Origin of the sequence: Pediococcus sp. EKM201D (assembly GCF_011800215.1) — a bacterium.
Lineage (GTDB): Bacteria > Bacillota > Bacilli > Lactobacillales > Lactobacillaceae > Pediococcus > Pediococcus pentosaceus.
The window spans coordinates 119,713-139,388 of sequence record NZ_JAALFK010000002.1; the positions used below are offsets into that span (position 1 = coordinate 119,713).

The following is a 19,676-nucleotide window of genomic DNA, read 5'->3' on the forward strand; positions in this document are numbered from 1 at the left end:
TATAGTATTATGTCAATTACTTTACTCAAGAAAATGTTTTCAATAAAAAAAGACTTACCCAAGAACAAGATATTGTCCATTGCATAAGTCTTTATCTATAATTGTAGATTTAGTTTTCAGTATTGATTCTTTCTGGGAACCAAATCTTAATTTCTTTTTCAGCGCTTTCTACACTATCTGAACTATGAACTACATTCTTAATAGGACCAGGTCCCCAAGCTCTGGCAAAGTCACCGCGAATCGTTCCGGCCATTGCTTCACTCGGATTAGTTGGACCAGCCATTTTACGGAAGGTGTCGATAATTTCATTACCTTCAGCAATAATGGCCACAATTGGACCACTTGTCATAAATTTTTCAATGTCGGCGTAATATGGTTTATCTACTAATTGTGAGTAATGTTGACGTAACTGTTCTTCCGTTGCGTTTACCATCTTTAAGGCTTTGATTTCATAACGACGATTTTCAATTCGTGAAATCACATGACCGATATGTCCACATTGAACTCCGTCTGGTTTAACTAAAATTAGTGATTTTTCTGTACTCATTGGCAAATCCCCCATTGGTTTTATATGCCAATTATATACTAGAGAACGCCTAGTTTACACGTAATATGGAATGTAAGCCTTTTACTAAAAAAATTTTTACTTAATCTTTAACGCCAACGCGTTCAATGCCACAATAACGGTTGAAAGTGACATTAACACCGCTCCAACTGCCGGACTAAGGACGAATCCAATCGGAGCCAAAATTCCAGCTGCTAGTGGAATTGCAAATAAGTTATATCCAGCTCCCCACCAGAGGTTTTGAACCATTTTAGCATTGGTTGCTTGAGCTAATTTCAAGAAGTTCAAGATATCACTTGGATCACTGTGCACAAGGACTACATCAGCGGAATCAATTGCAACGTCCGTTCCGGCTCCAATGGCAATTCCAATGTTTGCTTTAGCAAGGCTAGGCGCATCGTTGATGCCGTCTCCTACCATAATTACTTTTCCTTGTTCTTGATATTTTTCAAGTGCCTTTAGTTTGTCTTCTGGTAATAATTCTCCATGCCATTCATCAATTTGAAGGCTTGCCGCAATTTTTTGCGCTGTTTGTTGGTTATCTCCCGTCAACATTACCGGAATATAACCCAATTGCTTTAGTTCTTTAATAAAGGAAACTGCATTTTCCTTTATTTGGTCACCTTCAGCTAATCCACCTAAAACTTGATTTTCTCTTACTAGGAATGAAACTGAATTACCAGCTGTGCTCCATTTCTCAAAATCATTTGTATCAAACTTAATCTCTTTTTGTTTCAAATAAGAGGCGTTCACAATCTGATACTTCTGACCTTCGATTGTACCTGTTAAACCAATCCCTTTTTGGGCTGAAACATCATGAGCTGTTTTAATTGTTTGCTTCAGCTTTTTAGCTGCTGCTTTAATACCAGTTGCTAAAGGATGATCGGAATGGTCTTCTAAGCTAGCCATCAGTGCTAGAATATCATCTTGGTTTAAATCGTCAGCATAACTCTTAACTGCGTTAACCGTGAATTTCCCTTCTGTTAATGTACCAGTTTTATCCATTAGGACGTATTTAACTTTTTTAGCTTCTTCAATCGATTGACGGTTACGAACTAGTAAACCATTGGTGGCCGCAATACTGGTACTTCGTGCAACTACTAATGGAATTGCTAGACCTAAAGCATGCGGACAAGCAATAATAAAGACCGTCACCATTCGTTCAAATGCCACATCCAAGCCTTGTGGTAACCAAGCCACAAACGCAATCACACCAACAATTAGAGCCGCATAGAATAACCATGAAGCTACTTTATCAGCCAAACTTTCAGCTTTGGATTTAGATTTTTGAGCGTCACTAACTAACTTCATTACTTGTGATAGATAGCCACTTTCGCCAGTTCCAGTAACCTTAACTTCGATAACTCCGTCTCCGTTAACTGCTCCACCAATTACTTGACTACCTTCTTTTTTATCGATTAAACGTGCTTCACCAGTTACTAAAGATTCATTTACTTTAGTTGAACCTGAAACTACGTCACCATCAGTTGGAATTTGTTCTCCTGCAAGTACGCGGACCGTTTGGCCAACTTCAACATCGCTCAAATCCATATCCATGACATGATCTCCATGCAAAACATGCGCTTGACTAGGTAAAAGTGCGACCATTTTTTCAACTGCAGAGCCTGCCGCCATCACTGAATTCATTTCTACCCAGTGCCCTAGAAGCATAATTACAATTAGTGTTGCAAGTTCCCAAAAGAAGTCCATTACATGACCGCTAGGATTAATCCATTGATTCATTATAAATGCATAAAGCGAATAGCCGTATGCTACGGTAATTCCCATCGCAATTAAAGTCATCATTGCGGGTGCTTTTGATTTTAACTCACTGACTGCCCCAGCCAAAAAAGGCTTACCCCCATAGAAGAATAAGAAGGTTGCTAAGATTAAGACAATATAATCAGAACCGGTAAAACTAATCGGCAATTTCAAGTCACCAATTCTAAAATCCATTCCCATAAATGGCGATAATAATAGAATTGGAATAGTAGCAATTAAGCTTACCCAAAATAATTGTTTTAGATTCCCCATGTGCATCATATGTCCATCGCCCATGTCATGCATATCGTGCATGTCATGTTGATGTCCACTCATCTCATGATGCATCTGGGAATGATCCATTTTTGAATGGTCCATGTGCTCTTCATTCATTTGCTTATGATTCATGTTACATATCCTCCATCTTACAATCCATATCACAGTTTTCTGGCAAACAATTACAGCTCACCTTATCCGGTGCTGTTTGTGCCTTTTCCTCCAACTTACCAATTAACATTTGAATGTCACTTTTAGATAATTCAATTTGATCAATCAAATTAGCTAAAGTAGTCCCTACCTTATGTTGGCAAAGATGGACAAAAAGGGATTTAGAAGCATTATCCATTGCAACTTGTTCTTCAATCATGGGCTGATAAATAAATTCTCGTCCATTTTTACTGGTTCTTAAAGCCCCTTTTTTTACTAATCGCCCTAAATAAGTTTTAGTGGTGGAAGCTTTCCATCCCAACTTCTCTTCCAAAATTTCGATAATTTGATGACTCGTAGCCTTTTGGAGCGTCCATATTACTCGCATTGTTTCCCATTCTGATTGACTAATTTCAATTTCATCACTGGTATTCAAACTATACCCTCCAATCTGTTTACAAATGTAATCTTTAAATATAGACTACATTTGTAAACTTAAAAAGTCAAGAAAAAAGACCTCGATTTCCATCGGGTCTTAATTAATTAAGATGAAGTTTTAATTTTATTCTAGATTAGTTCTTGAGCGTTGAATGATAATAATAGCTATGATAACTAATACTGCACCGATTAATTCTACGACGTTAAAAGGATGGCCTAGGAATAGTAAACTCAACACAAAAGTCACGACCGGCTGGACAGCATCCAAAATACTTACAACGGCAGATGGAGCAAATTTCAAACTGTGTAATAAAGCCCAGAAAGGTAAAATAGTTCCCACTAGAATTACCGTTGCCATTGAAAGCATTAACTGTGGTGTCAGAGCTGGTGTATCTACCCAAACTGGTTGATGAATATTAAATAATATACTACCGATAATTAGTGCCCATCCTAAAACAATCATTGGAGGATGGTTTTTAGTTACTGGTTTAGGAAGTACAACATAAAATGCAGCTGTAATTCCTGAAAGAATTCCCCAAATCAATGCTTTATTAGAAATAGCTAGTTCATGGATGTTTCCATGTGTTATTGCCAAGAAAACACCTGCCATTGCGATTACGAAAGCAATCACATCGCTTCGCATCGGGCGAACACGCTGAAATACTAAGCTCCCCAAAACAATAAATAAGGGGCTTAAATACTGAAGAATGGTTGATGCTGACGCATTACCTTCTTGAACACTAATATAGAAAGTTAATAAATTAGCCATTAAACCAAAAATAGCATACGCTAACAACCATAAAACGGTTTTAACTGATTTAAAAACATCAAAAATTTGCATCCGATACTTAATAAAACTGATAACAATTAATACTAAACCAGCACCTAATGTTCTAGCAGATAAAAACCAGGAAGCTGGAATACTCTCTCCTTGAGAAATAACTTCCAATACCGTTCCAGAAATTCCCCACATACAAGACGCTAAAAGGGCCCAAAAAATTCCTTTACCAATATGCTTGTTCAAAACTTCTTTTTCCATCAAAAACCTCACATACATTTTTCTAATATATTTAAGTATACCTAAAAAGTTATAGGCTATAAAGTATATTCGTGTCACATTTCCTAACACCGTGTATTTTTTTGCTAATATAAAAAAACAGGAGTAATCTCCTGCTTTTATTACATTTTGATAATTATTCAGTTGTTCCCTTAATAATTTCAAGGATTGAGTTAATGTGTTCTAGAGTTTTAACAAAGTCGTCTTTTCCGAATTTGCTAGCAACCACATCAAGCATTTCTCTAAAAATACGGTCATTTTCCTCATATAAATCGATTCCTTTTTGAGTTAATTTGAGGTATTTTTTTCGACGATCTTGTTTATCATTATTTTGTTCGACTAGGCCAAGGTCCAATAAAGTTCCAATTTTTCTTGAAATGGCACTCTTGGTAACCTCTTGCGCATCAGCGATTGAGCTCAATGTAATTGCTTCACCATCAGCTTGCTTAATAAAATGCATAATCATGAACATATCGAAAGATACTTGTGGATCTGACATTTTACTTTCTAAAAGCGTACCGATTAGTTTTATACTTTTGTTATACGTTTGAGCAATAAACGTAATATCAGCTTGTTTCATTTTCTTCCTCCCGATTCTAGCTTTCCCAGCCGTTTACATAGTTAAATATTAACAGACTCACAGAACTTGTCAACGCAAATATTAATTATTGATGACATATCGTGTTCTTTTGTTCACTTACTTTTAATGAATGACCCTTTAAAACGAGTAATTGTTCTACTAATACTTATTTTAAAACAATTGTGAAGGTAATATCAAATTCATATTAAAACGTTTTAACCCTTCATACTAAGAAACTATGATACTTTACCCATATCATAGCTTCTGATAATCCTAATATAATTTACTTACTTGTTCTTGGATAGCATCATGATTTAAAAACTCATCATAAGTTGTTTCAGCACGATCAACCGAACCTTTATCAGAAACTTCGATAATATGATCCGCAATTGTTTGAATAAACTCATGATCATGCGAGGTCATGATAATAGAACTCTTGTAACTAGTCAATCCCTCATTTAATGCGGTAATTGATTCCAAATCTAAATGATTGGTAGGGTCATCTAGGATTAAAACATTAGCCTTGCTCAACATTGTTTTTGAAATCATGCAGCGGACTTTTTCTCCACCAGAGAGTTTAGTAACATTTTTTAGTACATCTTCCCCTGAGAAAAGCATCTTACCTAGAAAACCGCGGAGAAAAGTATTATCACTTTCTTCTTTAGGTGCATATTGGCGTAGCCATTCCAAAATATCAAAACGATCGTCTTCAAAATAACTGTTAATATCACGCGGAATATAACTACGTTCAGTAGTTTGTCCCCAAGTTACTGAACCGCTATCTGGTTCCATTTCTCCAGCTAGAATCTGCATCAAGACTGTTGTAGCTAAGTCATTTTGACTCAAAATTGCTGCCTTCTCACCAGGGCGAACGGTGAAAGTAATATTATCTAGAATTTTCACACCATCAATTGACTTGCTAACCTTGTCCACCCGAACAAGATCATTACCTAATTCGCGGGCTGGTTCAAAACGAATAAAAGGATATTTACGTGAAGAAGGTTTGATATCGTCTAAAGTAATCTTATCTAATTGCTTCTTACGGGAAGTGGCTTGTTTAGATTTTGAAGCATTAGCACTAAAACGAGCAACGAATTCTTGTAATTCTTTGATTTGTTCTTCTTTTTTAGCATTAGCATTTTCACGAAGACGTTTGGCTAAAGCACTAGATTCCATCCAGAAATCATAGTTACCAACGAAAAGTTCAATCTTACCAAAGTCGACATCACACATCATCGTACAAACCGAGTTTAAGAAGTGACGGTCATGGGATACAACGATTACGGTATTTGGAAAGTCAGCTAAGAAATCTTCTAACCAACTAATTGATTTTGGATCAAGTCCGTTAGTAGGTTCATCTAAAATCAAAATGTCTGGTTTCCCAAACAAAGCTTGTCCCAAAAGCACTTTAATTCGTTGACCTTCGGTTAATTCGCTCATCTTACTGTCATGCAGACTTTCGTCAATGCCTAGCTGTTGAAGTAATTGTGATGCTTCTGCTTCAGCATTCCAACCATCCATTTCAGCAAATTCAGCCTCTAAGTTAGCAGCTTTCATCCCATCTTCTTCAGTAAAATCCGCTTTAGCATATAAAGCATCCTTAGCTTGCATTACTTCGTATAACTTTTTATAACCTTGAATTACAGTATTCATTACGGTAAATTCTTCAAAAGCATAATGGTCCTGATTTAAACTCGACATCCGTTCATTAGGCGAAATACTAACGTTACCAGAAGTTGGTTGAAGTTTACCTTCTAATATTTTTAAAAATGTTGATTTACCAGCACCATTAGCTCCAATAATTCCGTAACAGTTGCCGGGAGTGAATTTTAAATTAACATCGCTATACAATTTACGGTCAGAGAATTGCATGCTCATATCATTTACAGTTATCATTTAGTTCCTCCATTTTGTAGACAAAAGAAAAAGAGGCAAAACAATGTCTTGTCCCAATTTCTACCAGTCTGTTTAATTTAACATACCTACTATCCTTGAACAACCTTATTGTTTAGGATATTTAATTAAAATGGCTTTTATATTTTATTAACACACAATTTTTTAGTCCCTCTGCATTAAAGACAAAGGGCTCACTTTAACCATTTGTATGTCACCCATTAGCCATAAAAACTTCTATTTTTTAGCTCTATTCTGCTGACAAAGCTTCGACTGGGTCCAATTTTGAGGCCTTACGGGATGGCGTAAAGGCCGCCAATAGACTAATAATGATACTAATCGCTATTCCAAAAATCAGATAACCTGGTGCGATTCCAATAATCGCAAAGTCGATATGCTTCATAGAAATTACGTTAGCTCCCCATTGAGCTAGCAATGCAAAAGCTGAACCTAAAATACTTGAGAAAAGCCCCAAGAAGAATGCTTCTGAAACAAAGAGGTTACGTATATCCTTTCGACGCGCACCAATCGCCCGAAGAATCCCAATTTCTTTAGTTCGTTCAGAAACGCTGATATAAAGTACCACAATAATCATAATTGCTGATACCAATAGCGAGATTCCCGCAATTCCAGCTAACACATAGAAGGCTAACATGATGTAAGTATTCAATGAATCCAGAATTGCGCCTACCCCAGTAATTGTGTATTGGGGGCGTTCTTTACCCTTAACATCATGCTTGTAGTTCTTAATTTTATTTTGAACGCTCTTAACATTCTGAGTGTTATTGACGTTGACTGTAAAGAAGTTGGGCTGGTAATCCAAGTTCTTATCTTTAAACATTTCTTTCAACGTATTATAGTCAATCGCACTCGTTCCCGAGGTAATTACCCCTGAAACTGTAACTTCTTTTTGGAGTTGAACCGGTTGTTTTTTACTATCCACGGTCGTTACGAAAACTGTAATTTTCTTACCCACAACGTTTTTATACTTTTTATCAAATTTTTTAGCTGTAGCTTTATCTAACAGGATTTCTCCATTACCAGGCTTGCTACCATATTTGATATCACCTTCACGTTCGGTCTTATTCCATGTCTGTAAAACTTGCAAACTAATTGATTTTTTACCAGCAACCGTCTTTGCAGATTGAACATAGTAGCCGCGTTCCACTGATTTAACATTCTTTATCTTATTCATTCGTTGGTAATCTGTGTTTGATAGATCTGCGGTTTCACCGTTTTCCATTTGTTCTTGGGTTACATTTTTAGCAACTTGAACAGCCGTTGGATTGATTTGTGATGAAATTTGGTCATTCATATAACCCGTAACTCCATTTCCCAAACCTAACATTAAAATAACCGAGAAAATCCCAATGGATGCCCCAAAAATGATTAACAGGTTTCGTTTGAAATTGTAGCTCATATGTTTCAAAGCCATTCGTAACGAAGCCCGGAACGTCAAATGTTTAGGGACCAACGTTTTTTCAGCGTCAGGGACTGGATAAGCCGCCCTTAAATCAGCCTCACCATGAATCACTCCGTCATCCAAATGGACCACTCGTGTACCAAAATCGGCTACTTCTTGCGAATGCGTTACAGCAATAACTAGTTTTCCATCTTTAGCAATAGATTCCAAAATTTCCAAGACTTCTTTAGTATTTTGACTATCTAAAGCTCCCGTAGGTTCATCAGCAATGATTACATCAGGGTCTCCAGCTAAGGCTCGCGCAATTGCCACCCGTTGTTTTTGGCCACCCGAGAGTTGATTAGGATGCTTTCGCATATGTTCTTTCAAGCCTACTCGTTCTAGTAATGCTTTAGCCCGTTCTACTCGTTTAGCATGAGAAAGTTTCGTCATTTCCAGAGAAACCATTACATTATCCAAAATGTTCAGATGACTAATCAAATTAAAACTTTGGAAGATGAATCCGATATTTTCTCTTCGATAAGCATCTAACACCTTAGGTTTAGCCGAGCGTAATGATTGTCCATTATAGACAATATCACCTTCGTACTGGTGATCTAATCCACCAATGATATTCATCAGGGTTGATTTACCACCACCGGATTCACCTAAAATTGAAACGAACTCGCCTCGATCAAATTGCAGATTGATTCCTTTTAATACTTTAAATTCTTGGTTACCTAGAAAATAGGATTTATGAACATCCCGAACCTCTAATAAACTCATACTTTCCTCCTATATGGTCCTTCAGTGATTATTTGGAGTGAACTTGTTGGAAATGTGTTGGGTAGAAATATTTCTCTACTTCCGTCACAATCAAAACAATGATTCCGGCTATCACTGGAATTAACCATTGTGCCCATCCCATGGAAGCAGTGCTAAAGATTGACTGCATGAATGGGACGTATGTTAAAGCAAATTGTAACACCAATAATACCGCAATTATCCAAAAAGCGTGTAAGTTTCTCAAAATATCTTTGGAGAACGCTGGCTTAGGAGTCCGTAGATTAAATAGATAGAAAATCTTACCAAATACAATGGTATTAACCGTCACCGTACTTGCCACTACTTCACTAACTCCATGGTCAATTAACCAATCGTAACCAAAAATTCCTAATCCGGCGATTAAGATGGAAACATAAACAATTTGAATTACATCGGCTCGATTTAAGAAGGATCTGCCCGCTGGACGTGGATTTCTATCCATAATGCCCTCTTCAGCAGGCTCGAATAGAAATGCAAATTGGATTGTAATGGCGGATACCATATTAATCCACAATAATTGGGTTGGGACTAATGGTAGATCTTGTTGCGCTAGGATAGAAAGTAGAACAATCAACCCTTCTGCAAAACTGGTCGGTAACAAGAAACGAATCGTCTTTTTAATATTATCGTATACTCGACGACCTTCTTTGATTGCCTTAGTTAAGGTTGCAAAGTTATCATCCGTTAGCACCATGTCAGCCGATTCTTTGGCAACGTCTGTCCCCTTCGTTCCCATTGCTATCCCAATGTCAGCTCGTTTTAAAGCTGGAGCGTCATTTACACCATCCCCGGTCATCGCCGTCACTAAATTATTAGCTTGGTAAGCTTTTACGATTCGTAACTTATCATTAGGGGTGGTTCTCGCAAAGACGTTGTAGTCTTGAATGATATTTTTTAACTGTTCATCATCCATCTCGTTGATTTCAGCACCAGTAATTGCAGCAATCTGGTCATCCAAGCTCAGTTTTTCAGCAATTGCGGAGGCCGTCTCAGGATGATCACCAGTAATCATTTTTACCTTAACTCCCGCCTTTTGCATCTCATGTAACGCTACAATCGTTTCTTCACGTGGCGGATCAATCAATCCCGCAATCCCTAAGAACTGCATTCCACTCTGTAAATCTTCATGTACAATCGTTTCTTTATTATCTTCAACTTCCTTATAGGCTACCGCAACTACTCGGTGCCCCTTTTGAGCTACTTCAGAAACTTTGTTGTACCAATATTGTTCATCAAAGGTAGCATCATCGATTGCAGCCATTCTAAAAATCTTATCTGGCGAACCTTTTACTAAAATTCTTCGGTGCCCTTCAGGACTCTGACTTAGTTCAGCAATGTAACGGTAATCAGAGTCAAATGGAATTTTATCGATTTCTTCCCATTGCGGTACCTGCTGATGAAACGCTTTGTTAGCTAGGGTTAGGAATGCACCATCAGTTGGTTCCCCGTTAATTACCCAGGTACCATTTTCCTTAGACAAGATCGTGTCGTTAGCTTCATGCCCAGCAATAATTAGCTTCCGTAAATCTTCATGCTGATGGACATCAATAACTTGGTTATTAAACCGAATTTCACCATGTGGTTGATAACCGGTACCCGTAATTTCATAGGTTCCTTGCTTAGTAATGATTTCTTCAATCGTCATTTCGTTCTTAGTAAGCGTTCCGGTTTTATCAGTAGCGATAACATTAACCGCTCCTAAGGTTTCCACAGATGGAAGAGACTTCATGATGGCATTTTGTTTTGTCATCTTCCCTACTCCCATCGCTAAAACAACCGATGTACTAGCCGGAAGTCCTTCCGGTAAAGAACCGACAATCATGGTAATTAAGGCGATTACTAAAACCGGTAACGAATAAATTTTAGTAACAAACCCGTAAATACCGACTAAGATCGCTACTACGATAATCGCGTACGAAATATACTTACCTAGTCCATTAATCTCACGCATTAGTGGAGTAGTTTTAGAGCCAACCTCTTCCACACTCGAACTAATCTGTCCTAATTCGGTATCGGTTGCGGTCGCTACTACGATACCCAATCCACTACCATTGGTCACGGCCGTTGACGTAAATGCCATATTAGTCTGATCACCTAGGGTCGTTTTTTCTGGCAATTTGTCTGTATTCTTTAAAACTGAGTCAGCTTCTCCAGTTAAAATTGATTCCTGAATTTTTAAATTATCAGCGTCGATAATTCGCAAATCAGCGGGAACATTGTCGCCGGCTTCTAGGAAAACAACATCTCCAACCACTAAATTTTCAGCAGGAATGTCTGTTCTGTGTCCATCCCGAATAACAGTCGCTTCAATTTGAAGCATCTGTTTAATTTTGTCAATTGCACTTGAGGCTTTTACCTCTTGGAAATACCCAATTAGGGCATTAATAATTACCACCATTCCAATAACAATCGAATCTGAATATTCTTTCAAAACAAAGGTAGCAACCGCAGCTAAAATCAAAATATAGATAATACTATTATTAAATTGCTTTAGAAACCGGATTAAATTACTTTGCTTTTTCTCGATCAACGCGTTGGGCCCGTACTTTTTAAGTCGTTCCCCTGCTTCTTTTTCGGTTAAACCGAGTTCAGAATTAGTCCCCAAATCTTGGGCAACCTTTTCAAACTCAATATTATAAAAATTATCATTGCGCGACTGCGCTCCATAGTCATCGGATGTGGATTTTACTTTCATCGATATTCTCCTTTTAAAATAAATTTTTGGGTTAACTAAATCATATCTAAAATGAATAATACGCGTCAACTAACTTATCTTTTTAATAAGAAATAAGTCTTAAAAAGAACCATTTAATACTTTGCAGTGGCTTGCTGCAAAATTTATTTTTCAAAAAAAGCCATGACTTTCAGGCCATGACTTTCAATTTTAGTTTTAAATTGTGCGTTTTCTCATTTTTTTCTCTAATGCCCCTAGGACTAGATCTGAGATAATCGCCATCAACGCGGTTGGTAATGCCCCGGCTAGGATAATTGCTCCACCATTTGTGGCATTAGTTCCACGAATAATGATATCTCCTAAACCTCCAGCTCCAACGAACGTTCCGATTGCGGTAATTCCAATTGCCAAGACAAGTGCATTTCGAATTCCGGCCAGAATCACCGATAGCGATAGTGGCAGTTCAATCATCCAAAGCACTTGAACCTTGGTCATTCCCATTCCTTTACCAGCATCTAAGTATGCTTCGTTTACGTTCAACATTCCGGTATAAGTATTCTTAATAATGGGCAATAATGCGTATAAGAATACCGTTACAATTACAGTTGTAACTCCTAAACCAAGACCCAACATTAAAATCGAGAGCATTGCTAAAGATGGGATGGTTTGAATAACATTAGCCAGACCAACAATCCAGCCACTCAATTTACGATGTTTAGAAATAAGAATTCCAATTGGGATTCCTACGATCGCAGCTAAAATCACCCCATAAATTGAAATTAAAAAGTGACGGCTAAATTCGGAAAGAACGTACATGCCATTATGAGAGAAGTAATAGGCTAATTGTTGCCAAATATTCATACTTTGCATTAGTTATTCCCTCCTTCAAAATAGTGGTTCTTTTCTAAAAATTCTTTAGCAACCACTGATGGTTCCTTCAAATTATTATCAACTTGATAGTTTAATTCTTGCATGGTCTGCAATGAAATTTTTCCATCTAATTTATGAAGAACCCGCTTCAATTCCGGATATTTCTTCAATGATTTATTATTCACAACCACACTTGCATTGTATGGTGGGAAGTAATTTTTATCATCTTTCAACAATTTTAAATTGTAGCTACGGATTCTTCCGTCTGTTGAGTAACCCAAAACCGTATCCATTTTATGACTAGCAAGAGCATTATAAACTAACCCAATTTGCATGGGATAAATATTACCAAAGCTATAACCGTAACGTTTTTTAAAATCTGCGTATCCATCACCCTTACGACTTAGCCAAGTTTGGTCAATTCCGACTTTCATATCTGACGAAATTTTCTTAAGATCACTAACATTTTCTAGATGATGTTTTTTGGCATAATCTTGCGTCACCATAAATTGGAAAGTATCCGCAAATCCGTAGGTTGGGAAATAGGTCATATCATAGCGCCGATTAAATTCTTTTTTAACATAGGCATTCACTTGTTCTGGAGTGCGCCCTTGGGGTCCATTCAAAATAGTCTGGTAATCCGTTCCACTAAAACGAACAGCCGTTAGGTCAGCTTCCCCACGTTTTTGAGCTTGAAAACTAACCGTTCCCGACCCCAAGTTATTGATAATCTCTGCATTCAAGTTAGTATCATGTTCAATCAATTGTTGAATAACTGAAGACATTACCTGTTGTTCAGTAGTATTTTGGGCAGCAATTTTAACTGTATTTCCAGTCGTACCACCAAGTCCTGGCCAGCCACAACCGGAAAGAACTACAGCTAATGCGCCCAACGGCAAAATTAATTTAAGAAATCTTTTTAACATTTAGCCCACCTCCCGTGTTCGAGGGGTTAATTTGTCTTCCAATTTTCCAAGTAATAAATCGGCGACTAAAGCTAAAATAATCACAGGGATTGATCCCGCTAAGATTAAATCCGGACGATATAGATTTAAACCGTTGAAAATCAAATCACCCAAACCGCCAGCACCGATATAAGATGCCAAAGCAGTCCATGCGATTACATAAGTAGCTGATAAACGAATTCCAGACATAATTACTGGTAATGCTAGTTGCAATTCAACTTTCCACAATCGTTGAAAACTATTCATTCCCATCCCTTTAGCAGCATCCACTAACGCTGGATCTACACTATCTAATCCCAGATACGTGTTTCTTAAAATAGGAAGTAATGAGTAGATAAATAACGCCACGATGGCTGGAGTTGACCCAATTCCAAAAATCGGAATCATCATTGCAAGCAAGGCCAGCGCAGGAATAGTTTGCATCACACTGGCTAAACCAATAACAAAACCAGAGATTTTAGGTGCCCGAATTAAAAGCATTCCCAAAGGTACTGCCACAATTATTCCCAGTGCTAAAGCAAAAGCTGAAATATAAATATGTTGTCCCGTTTTACTTAAGATGTCGCCTCCATATTGATTCAGGAAGTTGATCATTATTGATCACCATCTTTCTCTTTTTGCTCCTCCGATTTTGAACTAGCATCGGTACTGCTATCTGTAGTGATTCCATCATCTGTAAATAAAGCATCATAAACAATATCAACCAAGGTTGCTCGGGTAACAATTCCAACTAGTTTACGATCATTATCAACCACTGGAACGTTACGAAGTCCCCGTTTCAAAATTCGGTCAACCGTATCACGAATAATTGAATTTTCATTTACATAGAAAACATTTGGATCCATAATTTCGCCTACAGTTTTACCAGAATGGTAATACTCATTAATCTTTTCAATGCTTACAACTCCCTTAAGATGTTGTTCTGCATCGGTTACTAATAAAGTATCAACCCGTCGACTGTGCATAATATCAAGGGCTCGAACTACAGGTTGGTCAATCGCAATTGAAACTGGCTTATTAGCCACTTGCCCAACGGTCGTAATACTTGGTTTAGCTTGAATCAACCGATCTTGTCCAATCAAATTAGCCACGAAATCATTTGCTGGTTTTCGTAAAATATTTTCTGGTGTATCAACTTGAACCTGCTTACCACCAGTCATAACCACTATTCGACTTGATAAACGTAGTGCTTCGTCCATATCATGCGTTACGAAAATAAATGTCTTGCCTAGACGTTCTTGAAGATCTTTCACTAAGTCTTGTAAATCTTCACGGGTGATAGGATCAAGCGCACCAAAAGGCTCATCCATCAAAATGATATCCTGGTCAGCTGCTAGTGCACGAACAACCCCGATTCGTTGTTGTTGTCCACCAGAAAGCTGGGAAGGATAGCGATCTAAGAAGTCCTCTGGTAAATCAACCAATTTAATCATTTCTTTAGCGCGTTCGTTACGCTTTTCTTCAGACCATTTTAATAGTTTAGGTACTAATGTTATGTTTTCACGAATTGTCATATGAGGCATTAACCCAATATTCTGAATTACGTAACCAATCTTTCGCCGAAGCTTAACTGGGTCCATTTTGGCAATATCTTGCCCATTAATCTTAATGGTTCCAGAGCTCTGCTTAAGCATCCGATTGATCATTCGCATCGTGGTTGTTTTACCAGAACCGGACGTACCAATAAAACAGATGAACTCTCCCTTTTCTACATCCAGATTAAAGTCGTCAACGACCACTTTATTTCCAGGATAAACTTTCGAAAGATGGCTCATTTCAAGTAACATTTGTATTTAAACATCTCCTTATTAAATCTTGCAATCCTCTTTAAAGTGTTTAAAGAATTACAAGTTGTTGACCGCAACTATAACATACCTAGAAAAAAAATGCACAAAATCAAGCTTTTATCCTTGACATTGTAACCGACTTCTTTCCTATTATTAAAGCTTATTAAACTTGTGAAAACCAATAGATGTTGTAAGATAGTAGTATAAATTAAAAGGAGCTGATTAAATGGCAAAATATGATACATTACTTCCACGTTTTCTTAAATATGTAAAGGTAAACACTCGTTCAAATCCAAATTCTGAAACAGTTCCAACAGATCCAAAAGAAGTTGAATTTTTAAAAACTTTAGCTAAAGAATTAGAAGAAGTTGGCGTTGTTGATATTCACACACAAGAATCTGGTTACGTCGTTGGTACACTTCCTGCCAATGATGGTGGTAACACACCAGTTATTGGTTACATTTCTCACGTTGATACAGCTGACTTTAATGCTGAAAATATCCAACCACAAGTTCACGAAAATTATGATGGTAAATCTGACATTGACCTTAGTGGTGATGGCGAATGGGTACTTAGTCCTACTGTTTTCCCAAGCTTAAACAAATATGAAGGTCATGATTTAGTGACAACTAACGGACTCACTCTACTAGGGGCCGATGATAAGTCTGGGGTGGCCGACATTATGACTATGTTGGACTACTACAAGGCTCATCCTGAAGTAAAACATGGTGAAATCCGGATTGGTTTTGCTCCTGATGAAGAAACTGGTACTGGGGCCGACCATTTTGATGCAAAAGATTTTAATACTAAATATGCTTATACAGTAGATGGTGGTCCACTTGGCGAACTTGAATATGAAACATTCAATGCTGCTCAAGCTACAATTGAAATTCAAGGTAACGAAGTTCATACAGCCGTTGCTAAGGGATTGATGGTTAATGCACTCCAAGTTGGTATTGATTATCACAACATGCTTCCTGAACATGATCGTCCAGAAGAAACTGAAGGACGTGAAGGCTTCTATCATCTATTTAAGATGACGGGAACTCCTGACCATGCACAATTGGTTTACATTATTCGTGATCATGATCGTAAGATCTTTGAAGAACGTAAACAAAAGATGCAAGAAATTGGTGATAAGTTAAATAAACAATTCGGTCAAGAACGGGTAAAAGTTGAAGTTCACGACCAATACTACAACATGCGTGAAGTTCTTGAAAAAGACATGACACCAGTTGAAATTGCACAAAAGGCTATGGAAAATCTCGATATCAAGCCAGATATCTATCCTGTACGTGGTGGTACAGATGGTTCAAAGATTTCATTTATGGGCATTCCAACTCCTAACCTCTTTGCTGGTGGCGAAAACATGCATAGTCGTTACGAATACGTTTCTGTCCAAACTATGGAACGTGCCGTTGATCTCTTGCTTGAAATTAATCGTCTAAACTCAGAAGAAAATAACTAATTTTTTAAGGACTGTGACAACCTAGTTGTGCAGCCCTTTTTTAATAAAAAGGAGCTTACTTATGGCACTTACAATGGCTATAATCGGATTTGGTAAAAGCGCTAATCGCTATCACATTCCGTATATTAAAGAACGCGATATTAAAATCAAATATATCTATAATCACCGTCGTCATCGCGAAAAAGAACAAGGCTTTTATGACGCTGACACGATTTTCACTGATAAGCTTGACCAAGTTCTAAATGATTCTGAAGTTCAATTAATTACCATTTGTACCCCACCCGCAACTCATTTTGAATATGGTAAGTTGGTTTTGGAACATGGTAAAAACGTTCTGATTGAAAAGCCTTTTGTAGCTAATCAAGGCGAAGCTAAAGAACTCTTTGCATTAGCCCAGTCTAAAAAATTGCTAGCAATGCCTTACCAAAATCGTCGTTTTGATAGTGACTATTTGACTCTCAAAAAAGTCATTGAACTTGGGTACGTTGGTAAACCTTTGTCACTCGAATCACATTTTGACAAATATCGTCCTGATGACCGCCTCCATGAAGGATCTCAGGTTGATGGCCAATTTTATGGTCTAGGGGTCCACATGCTGGACCAAATTTTAGGACTCTTTGGGAAACCTCAGACTGTTAGTTATGATATTCGAGCTATCCAAAATTCAGCTAGTACAGTAGACGATTTTTACGAAACTCAATTGTTCTATGATAACTTTAAAGCAACGGTCGTTAGCAACCCTCTAGCAGCGCGTCCCTATCCGCGTTTCTTATTACATGGGACTAACGGAACGTATGTTAAATACGATATTGATCAACAAGAAAACGACTTAAAGTTAGGCATTATGCCTGGAGATCTTAATTTCGGCATTGATACACCGAGTCAATTTGGCGTGGTTAAATATAAAAACCAAAATGGGGATTGGATTGAGAAACAAATCCCTACTATAAATGGTGATTATGGTCGGGTCTACGACTCCATTGCTAAAACGTTAACTAATCGGGATGCGAAACTCGTTTCTGATGAGCAGGCCCTTTGGAATATGGAAATTCTAGAAGCCGGTATCACTGAAAAAGGGCCTCATCTTTATAATTTGAAATAAAAAAAACCATTAAACGATAAATGTTTCGTTTAATGGTTTTTACTTTACATTATTTCCAACGTAAATTTTTCATCGCAGCGCTTTTACCCGGCTGCTACCTTAAATTGCTCATTAACATATTTAGCATACATTTGGTGTGAATCAACCAATTCTTGATGGGTTCCTGAGCCAGTAATTTGACCATTTTCTACAAAATAAATTTGGTCACTATCCACAATTGTGGATAAACGATGCGCAATTACTAATGTGGTTCGGCCTTTCATTAGGTTTGCCAACGCGTCTTGAACTTTCATTTCGGACTCTGAATCTAAACTAGCTGTTGCTTCATCTAGCATTAAAATTTTAGGATTACGTAGGAACGCTCTAGCAATTGCAATTCTCTGTCGTTGTCCTCCTGAAATTTTAACACCTCGTTCTCCCACCTCTGTATCCAATTGTTTAGGCATTTCTTCCACAAATTTCTTAGCAAAAGCTAATTCAAGTACCTTCCACAATTGGCTATCTTCAAAGGTATCGTCTAACCCATAAGTCAAATTATCTCGAATGGTACCTGCCATCATCGCTGAATCTTGTGACACAAACCCAATTTGTTGGCGATAATTAGTCAGCTGGATATCTTGAATGTTGGTATCATCAAATTTAATTTCACCATGAGTAGGTTCATAGAAACGTTCTAACAAACTAAATATCGTTGATTTACCACCGCCCGAAGGTCCGGCAAAGGCAATTACTTGATTAGGTTTAGCTTCAAACGAAATATCTTTTAACACCGTTTCTTCTGGCGTATCAGCGTACGCAAAATCGACATGTTCAACTTTTAAATTCTTATCAGCTAAATCCAAAGTTTCTCCACGGTTAAAATCTTCTGGTTCTTCTTCAAGCAACTCTTCAACTCGTCTAGTAGAACCGGAAGCCTTCGCCATTTCTGAAAATAACGTCGCAATGATGGGCATCGCACCAATCAAATTAAATAGGTACATCAGAAAACTCATCAAAGTACCGATTTCCATTGCCCCAATCGCAATCCGATGAATTCCGTATGCTAACAGGCCAAAAATCATACTCATGAAAACCATCATCATAATTGGTTGCATTGCTGCATCAAAAATAGCTTCTTTCTTTCCAATTTTAAATAAACGATTTATTTCATTATCAGCATGTTCTTGAGCTTGATTTTCGGCATTCGAAGTCTTTACTAATCTAATTTCACTTAGTGTTTCACTAACAATTCCATTAAATAATGCTAGAGCATCTTGTCGAATATGACCAACTTTAGTACCGAAAGCCATAACTGGAACCATTAAAATTACTACTACAGGGACGGCAATTACCATGGCTAAAGTCATGTGCCAATCCATCCGAATCATCATATAAATGGTCCCAACTACGGTAATAATGCTGGCAAGAGTTTGAGGAAAAGTTACAGCTAGCAGTTGCTTAACTTGATTAGTATCGTTGACGAGCCGACTTGAAATTTCCCCGGCCTTGACGGTATCAAAATAACTAACTTTTAAAAGAGTCAATCTTTTCCACAACGTTTTACGGAGATTTTGGATAACATTCTCCCCAAAAATTCCCAACACGGTGCCGCCAATCGCTGAAAAAATAGCCGATGCAACAAAAAGTAAAACTACTTTTCCTAGCAATGCATAATCTACACCCTTGGAAAAATTATTAACTAAGGTTGAAGCTAATTTTGGAACGTATACTTGGACTCCCGAGCTAATAGCTAAGAGGAATACTCCTAAAAATAAAAGGACGTACTTAGGACTGGTTCGCTTAATTAATCCAAAGAATTGTTTAAAATTAAATTTAGTATGATCCTTGCGAATCGTATCATTGAAGCGTGCATTAGTTGCCAAT

15 protein-coding genes are annotated in these 19,676 nt (G+C 37.5%); 2 read left to right on the forward strand and 13 right to left on the reverse strand.

Annotated features, from left to right (window positions below; translation table 11 throughout):
- Nucleotides 1-109: 109 nt before the first annotated feature.
- The 12 genes from ndk to HFC68_RS03460 all read right to left on the reverse strand — a co-directional run bounded on the left by ndk (nucleotide 110) and on the right by HFC68_RS03460 (nucleotide 15,243).
- Nucleotides 110-547: a nucleoside-diphosphate kinase gene (gene ndk, locus HFC68_RS03405; protein WP_011673781.1), complete on the reverse strand. Its 438-nt coding sequence runs from the start codon at nucleotides 545-547 to the stop codon at nucleotides 110-112.
- Between the two features lie 96 nt (nucleotides 548-643).
- Nucleotides 644-2,734 carry a heavy metal translocating P-type ATPase gene (locus HFC68_RS03410; RefSeq protein ID WP_011673782.1) on the reverse strand — a complete coding sequence of 697 codons (2,091 nt, stop codon included), beginning with the start codon at nucleotides 2,732-2,734 and terminating at the stop codon, nucleotides 644-646.
- Nucleotide 2,735: 1 nt separating this feature from the next.
- A complete protein-coding gene (locus HFC68_RS03415; protein WP_011673783.1) occupies nucleotides 2,736-3,188 on the reverse strand; it encodes a CopY/TcrY family copper transport repressor in 453 nt (150 codons plus the stop codon).
- A gap of 126 nt (nucleotides 3,189-3,314) precedes the next feature.
- Nucleotides 3,315-4,229: a DMT family transporter gene (locus tag HFC68_RS03420; RefSeq protein ID WP_011673784.1), complete on the reverse strand. Its 915-nt coding sequence runs from the start codon at nucleotides 4,227-4,229 to the stop codon at nucleotides 3,315-3,317.
- Nucleotides 4,230-4,383: 154 nt separating this feature from the next.
- Nucleotides 4,384-4,827, reverse strand: coding sequence for a MarR family winged helix-turn-helix transcriptional regulator (locus HFC68_RS03425; protein WP_002832925.1), 444 nt, complete (start codon nucleotides 4,825-4,827; stop codon nucleotides 4,384-4,386).
- A 273-nt stretch (nucleotides 4,828-5,100) separates the two neighbouring features.
- Complete coding sequence (locus HFC68_RS03430) at nucleotides 5,101-6,723, reverse strand: ABC-F family ATP-binding cassette domain-containing protein (protein WP_011673785.1); 1,623 nt, start codon at nucleotides 6,721-6,723, stop codon at nucleotides 5,101-5,103.
- A gap of 247 nt (nucleotides 6,724-6,970) precedes the next feature.
- Nucleotides 6,971-8,908: an ATP-binding cassette domain-containing protein gene (locus HFC68_RS03435; RefSeq protein ID WP_011673786.1), complete on the reverse strand. Its 1,938-nt coding sequence runs from the start codon at nucleotides 8,906-8,908 to the stop codon at nucleotides 6,971-6,973.
- A gap of 28 nt (nucleotides 8,909-8,936) precedes the next feature.
- Nucleotides 8,937-11,642, reverse strand: a complete 2,706-nt coding sequence (locus HFC68_RS03440) for an HAD-IC family P-type ATPase (RefSeq protein WP_011673787.1) — start codon at nucleotides 11,640-11,642, stop codon at nucleotides 8,937-8,939.
- A 195-nt stretch (nucleotides 11,643-11,837) separates the two neighbouring features.
- Nucleotides 11,838-12,491: an ABC transporter permease gene (locus tag HFC68_RS03445; protein WP_002832921.1), complete on the reverse strand. Its 654-nt coding sequence runs from the start codon at nucleotides 12,489-12,491 to the stop codon at nucleotides 11,838-11,840.
- Complete coding sequence (locus tag HFC68_RS03450) at nucleotides 12,491-13,417, reverse strand: osmoprotectant ABC transporter substrate-binding protein (RefSeq protein WP_011673788.1); 927 nt, start codon at nucleotides 13,415-13,417, stop codon at nucleotides 12,491-12,493. The genes HFC68_RS03445 and HFC68_RS03450 overlap by 1 nt, the downstream gene beginning before the upstream one ends.
- Nucleotides 13,418-14,050 carry an ABC transporter permease gene (locus HFC68_RS03455; protein WP_011673789.1) on the reverse strand — a complete coding sequence of 211 codons (633 nt, stop codon included), beginning with the start codon at nucleotides 14,048-14,050 and terminating at the stop codon, nucleotides 13,418-13,420.
- Nucleotides 14,050-15,243 (reverse strand): betaine/proline/choline family ABC transporter ATP-binding protein, encoded by a 1,194-nt coding sequence (locus tag HFC68_RS03460; protein WP_002832918.1) that lies wholly within the window; start codon nucleotides 15,241-15,243, stop codon nucleotides 14,050-14,052. The genes HFC68_RS03455 and HFC68_RS03460 overlap by 1 nt, the downstream gene beginning before the upstream one ends.
- Before the next feature lie 226 nt (nucleotides 15,244-15,469).
- On the opposite strand from HFC68_RS03460, the gene pepT reads away from it, so the two are divergent.
- Nucleotides 15,470-16,711, forward strand: coding sequence for a peptidase T (gene pepT, locus HFC68_RS03465; RefSeq protein WP_011673790.1), 1,242 nt, complete (start codon nucleotides 15,470-15,472; stop codon nucleotides 16,709-16,711).
- 61 nt (nucleotides 16,712-16,772) lie between these two features.
- Nucleotides 16,773-17,813, forward strand: coding sequence for an oxidoreductase (locus HFC68_RS03470; RefSeq protein WP_011673791.1), 1,041 nt, complete (start codon nucleotides 16,773-16,775; stop codon nucleotides 17,811-17,813).
- Between the two features lie 83 nt (nucleotides 17,814-17,896).
- Here the strand turns inward: HFC68_RS03470 and HFC68_RS03475 are convergent, their stop codons facing one another.
- Complete coding sequence (locus tag HFC68_RS03475; protein WP_002832915.1) at nucleotides 17,897-19,675, reverse strand: ABC transporter ATP-binding protein; 1,779 nt, start codon at nucleotides 19,673-19,675, stop codon at nucleotides 17,897-17,899.
- Nucleotide 19,676: the final 1 nt, after the last annotated feature.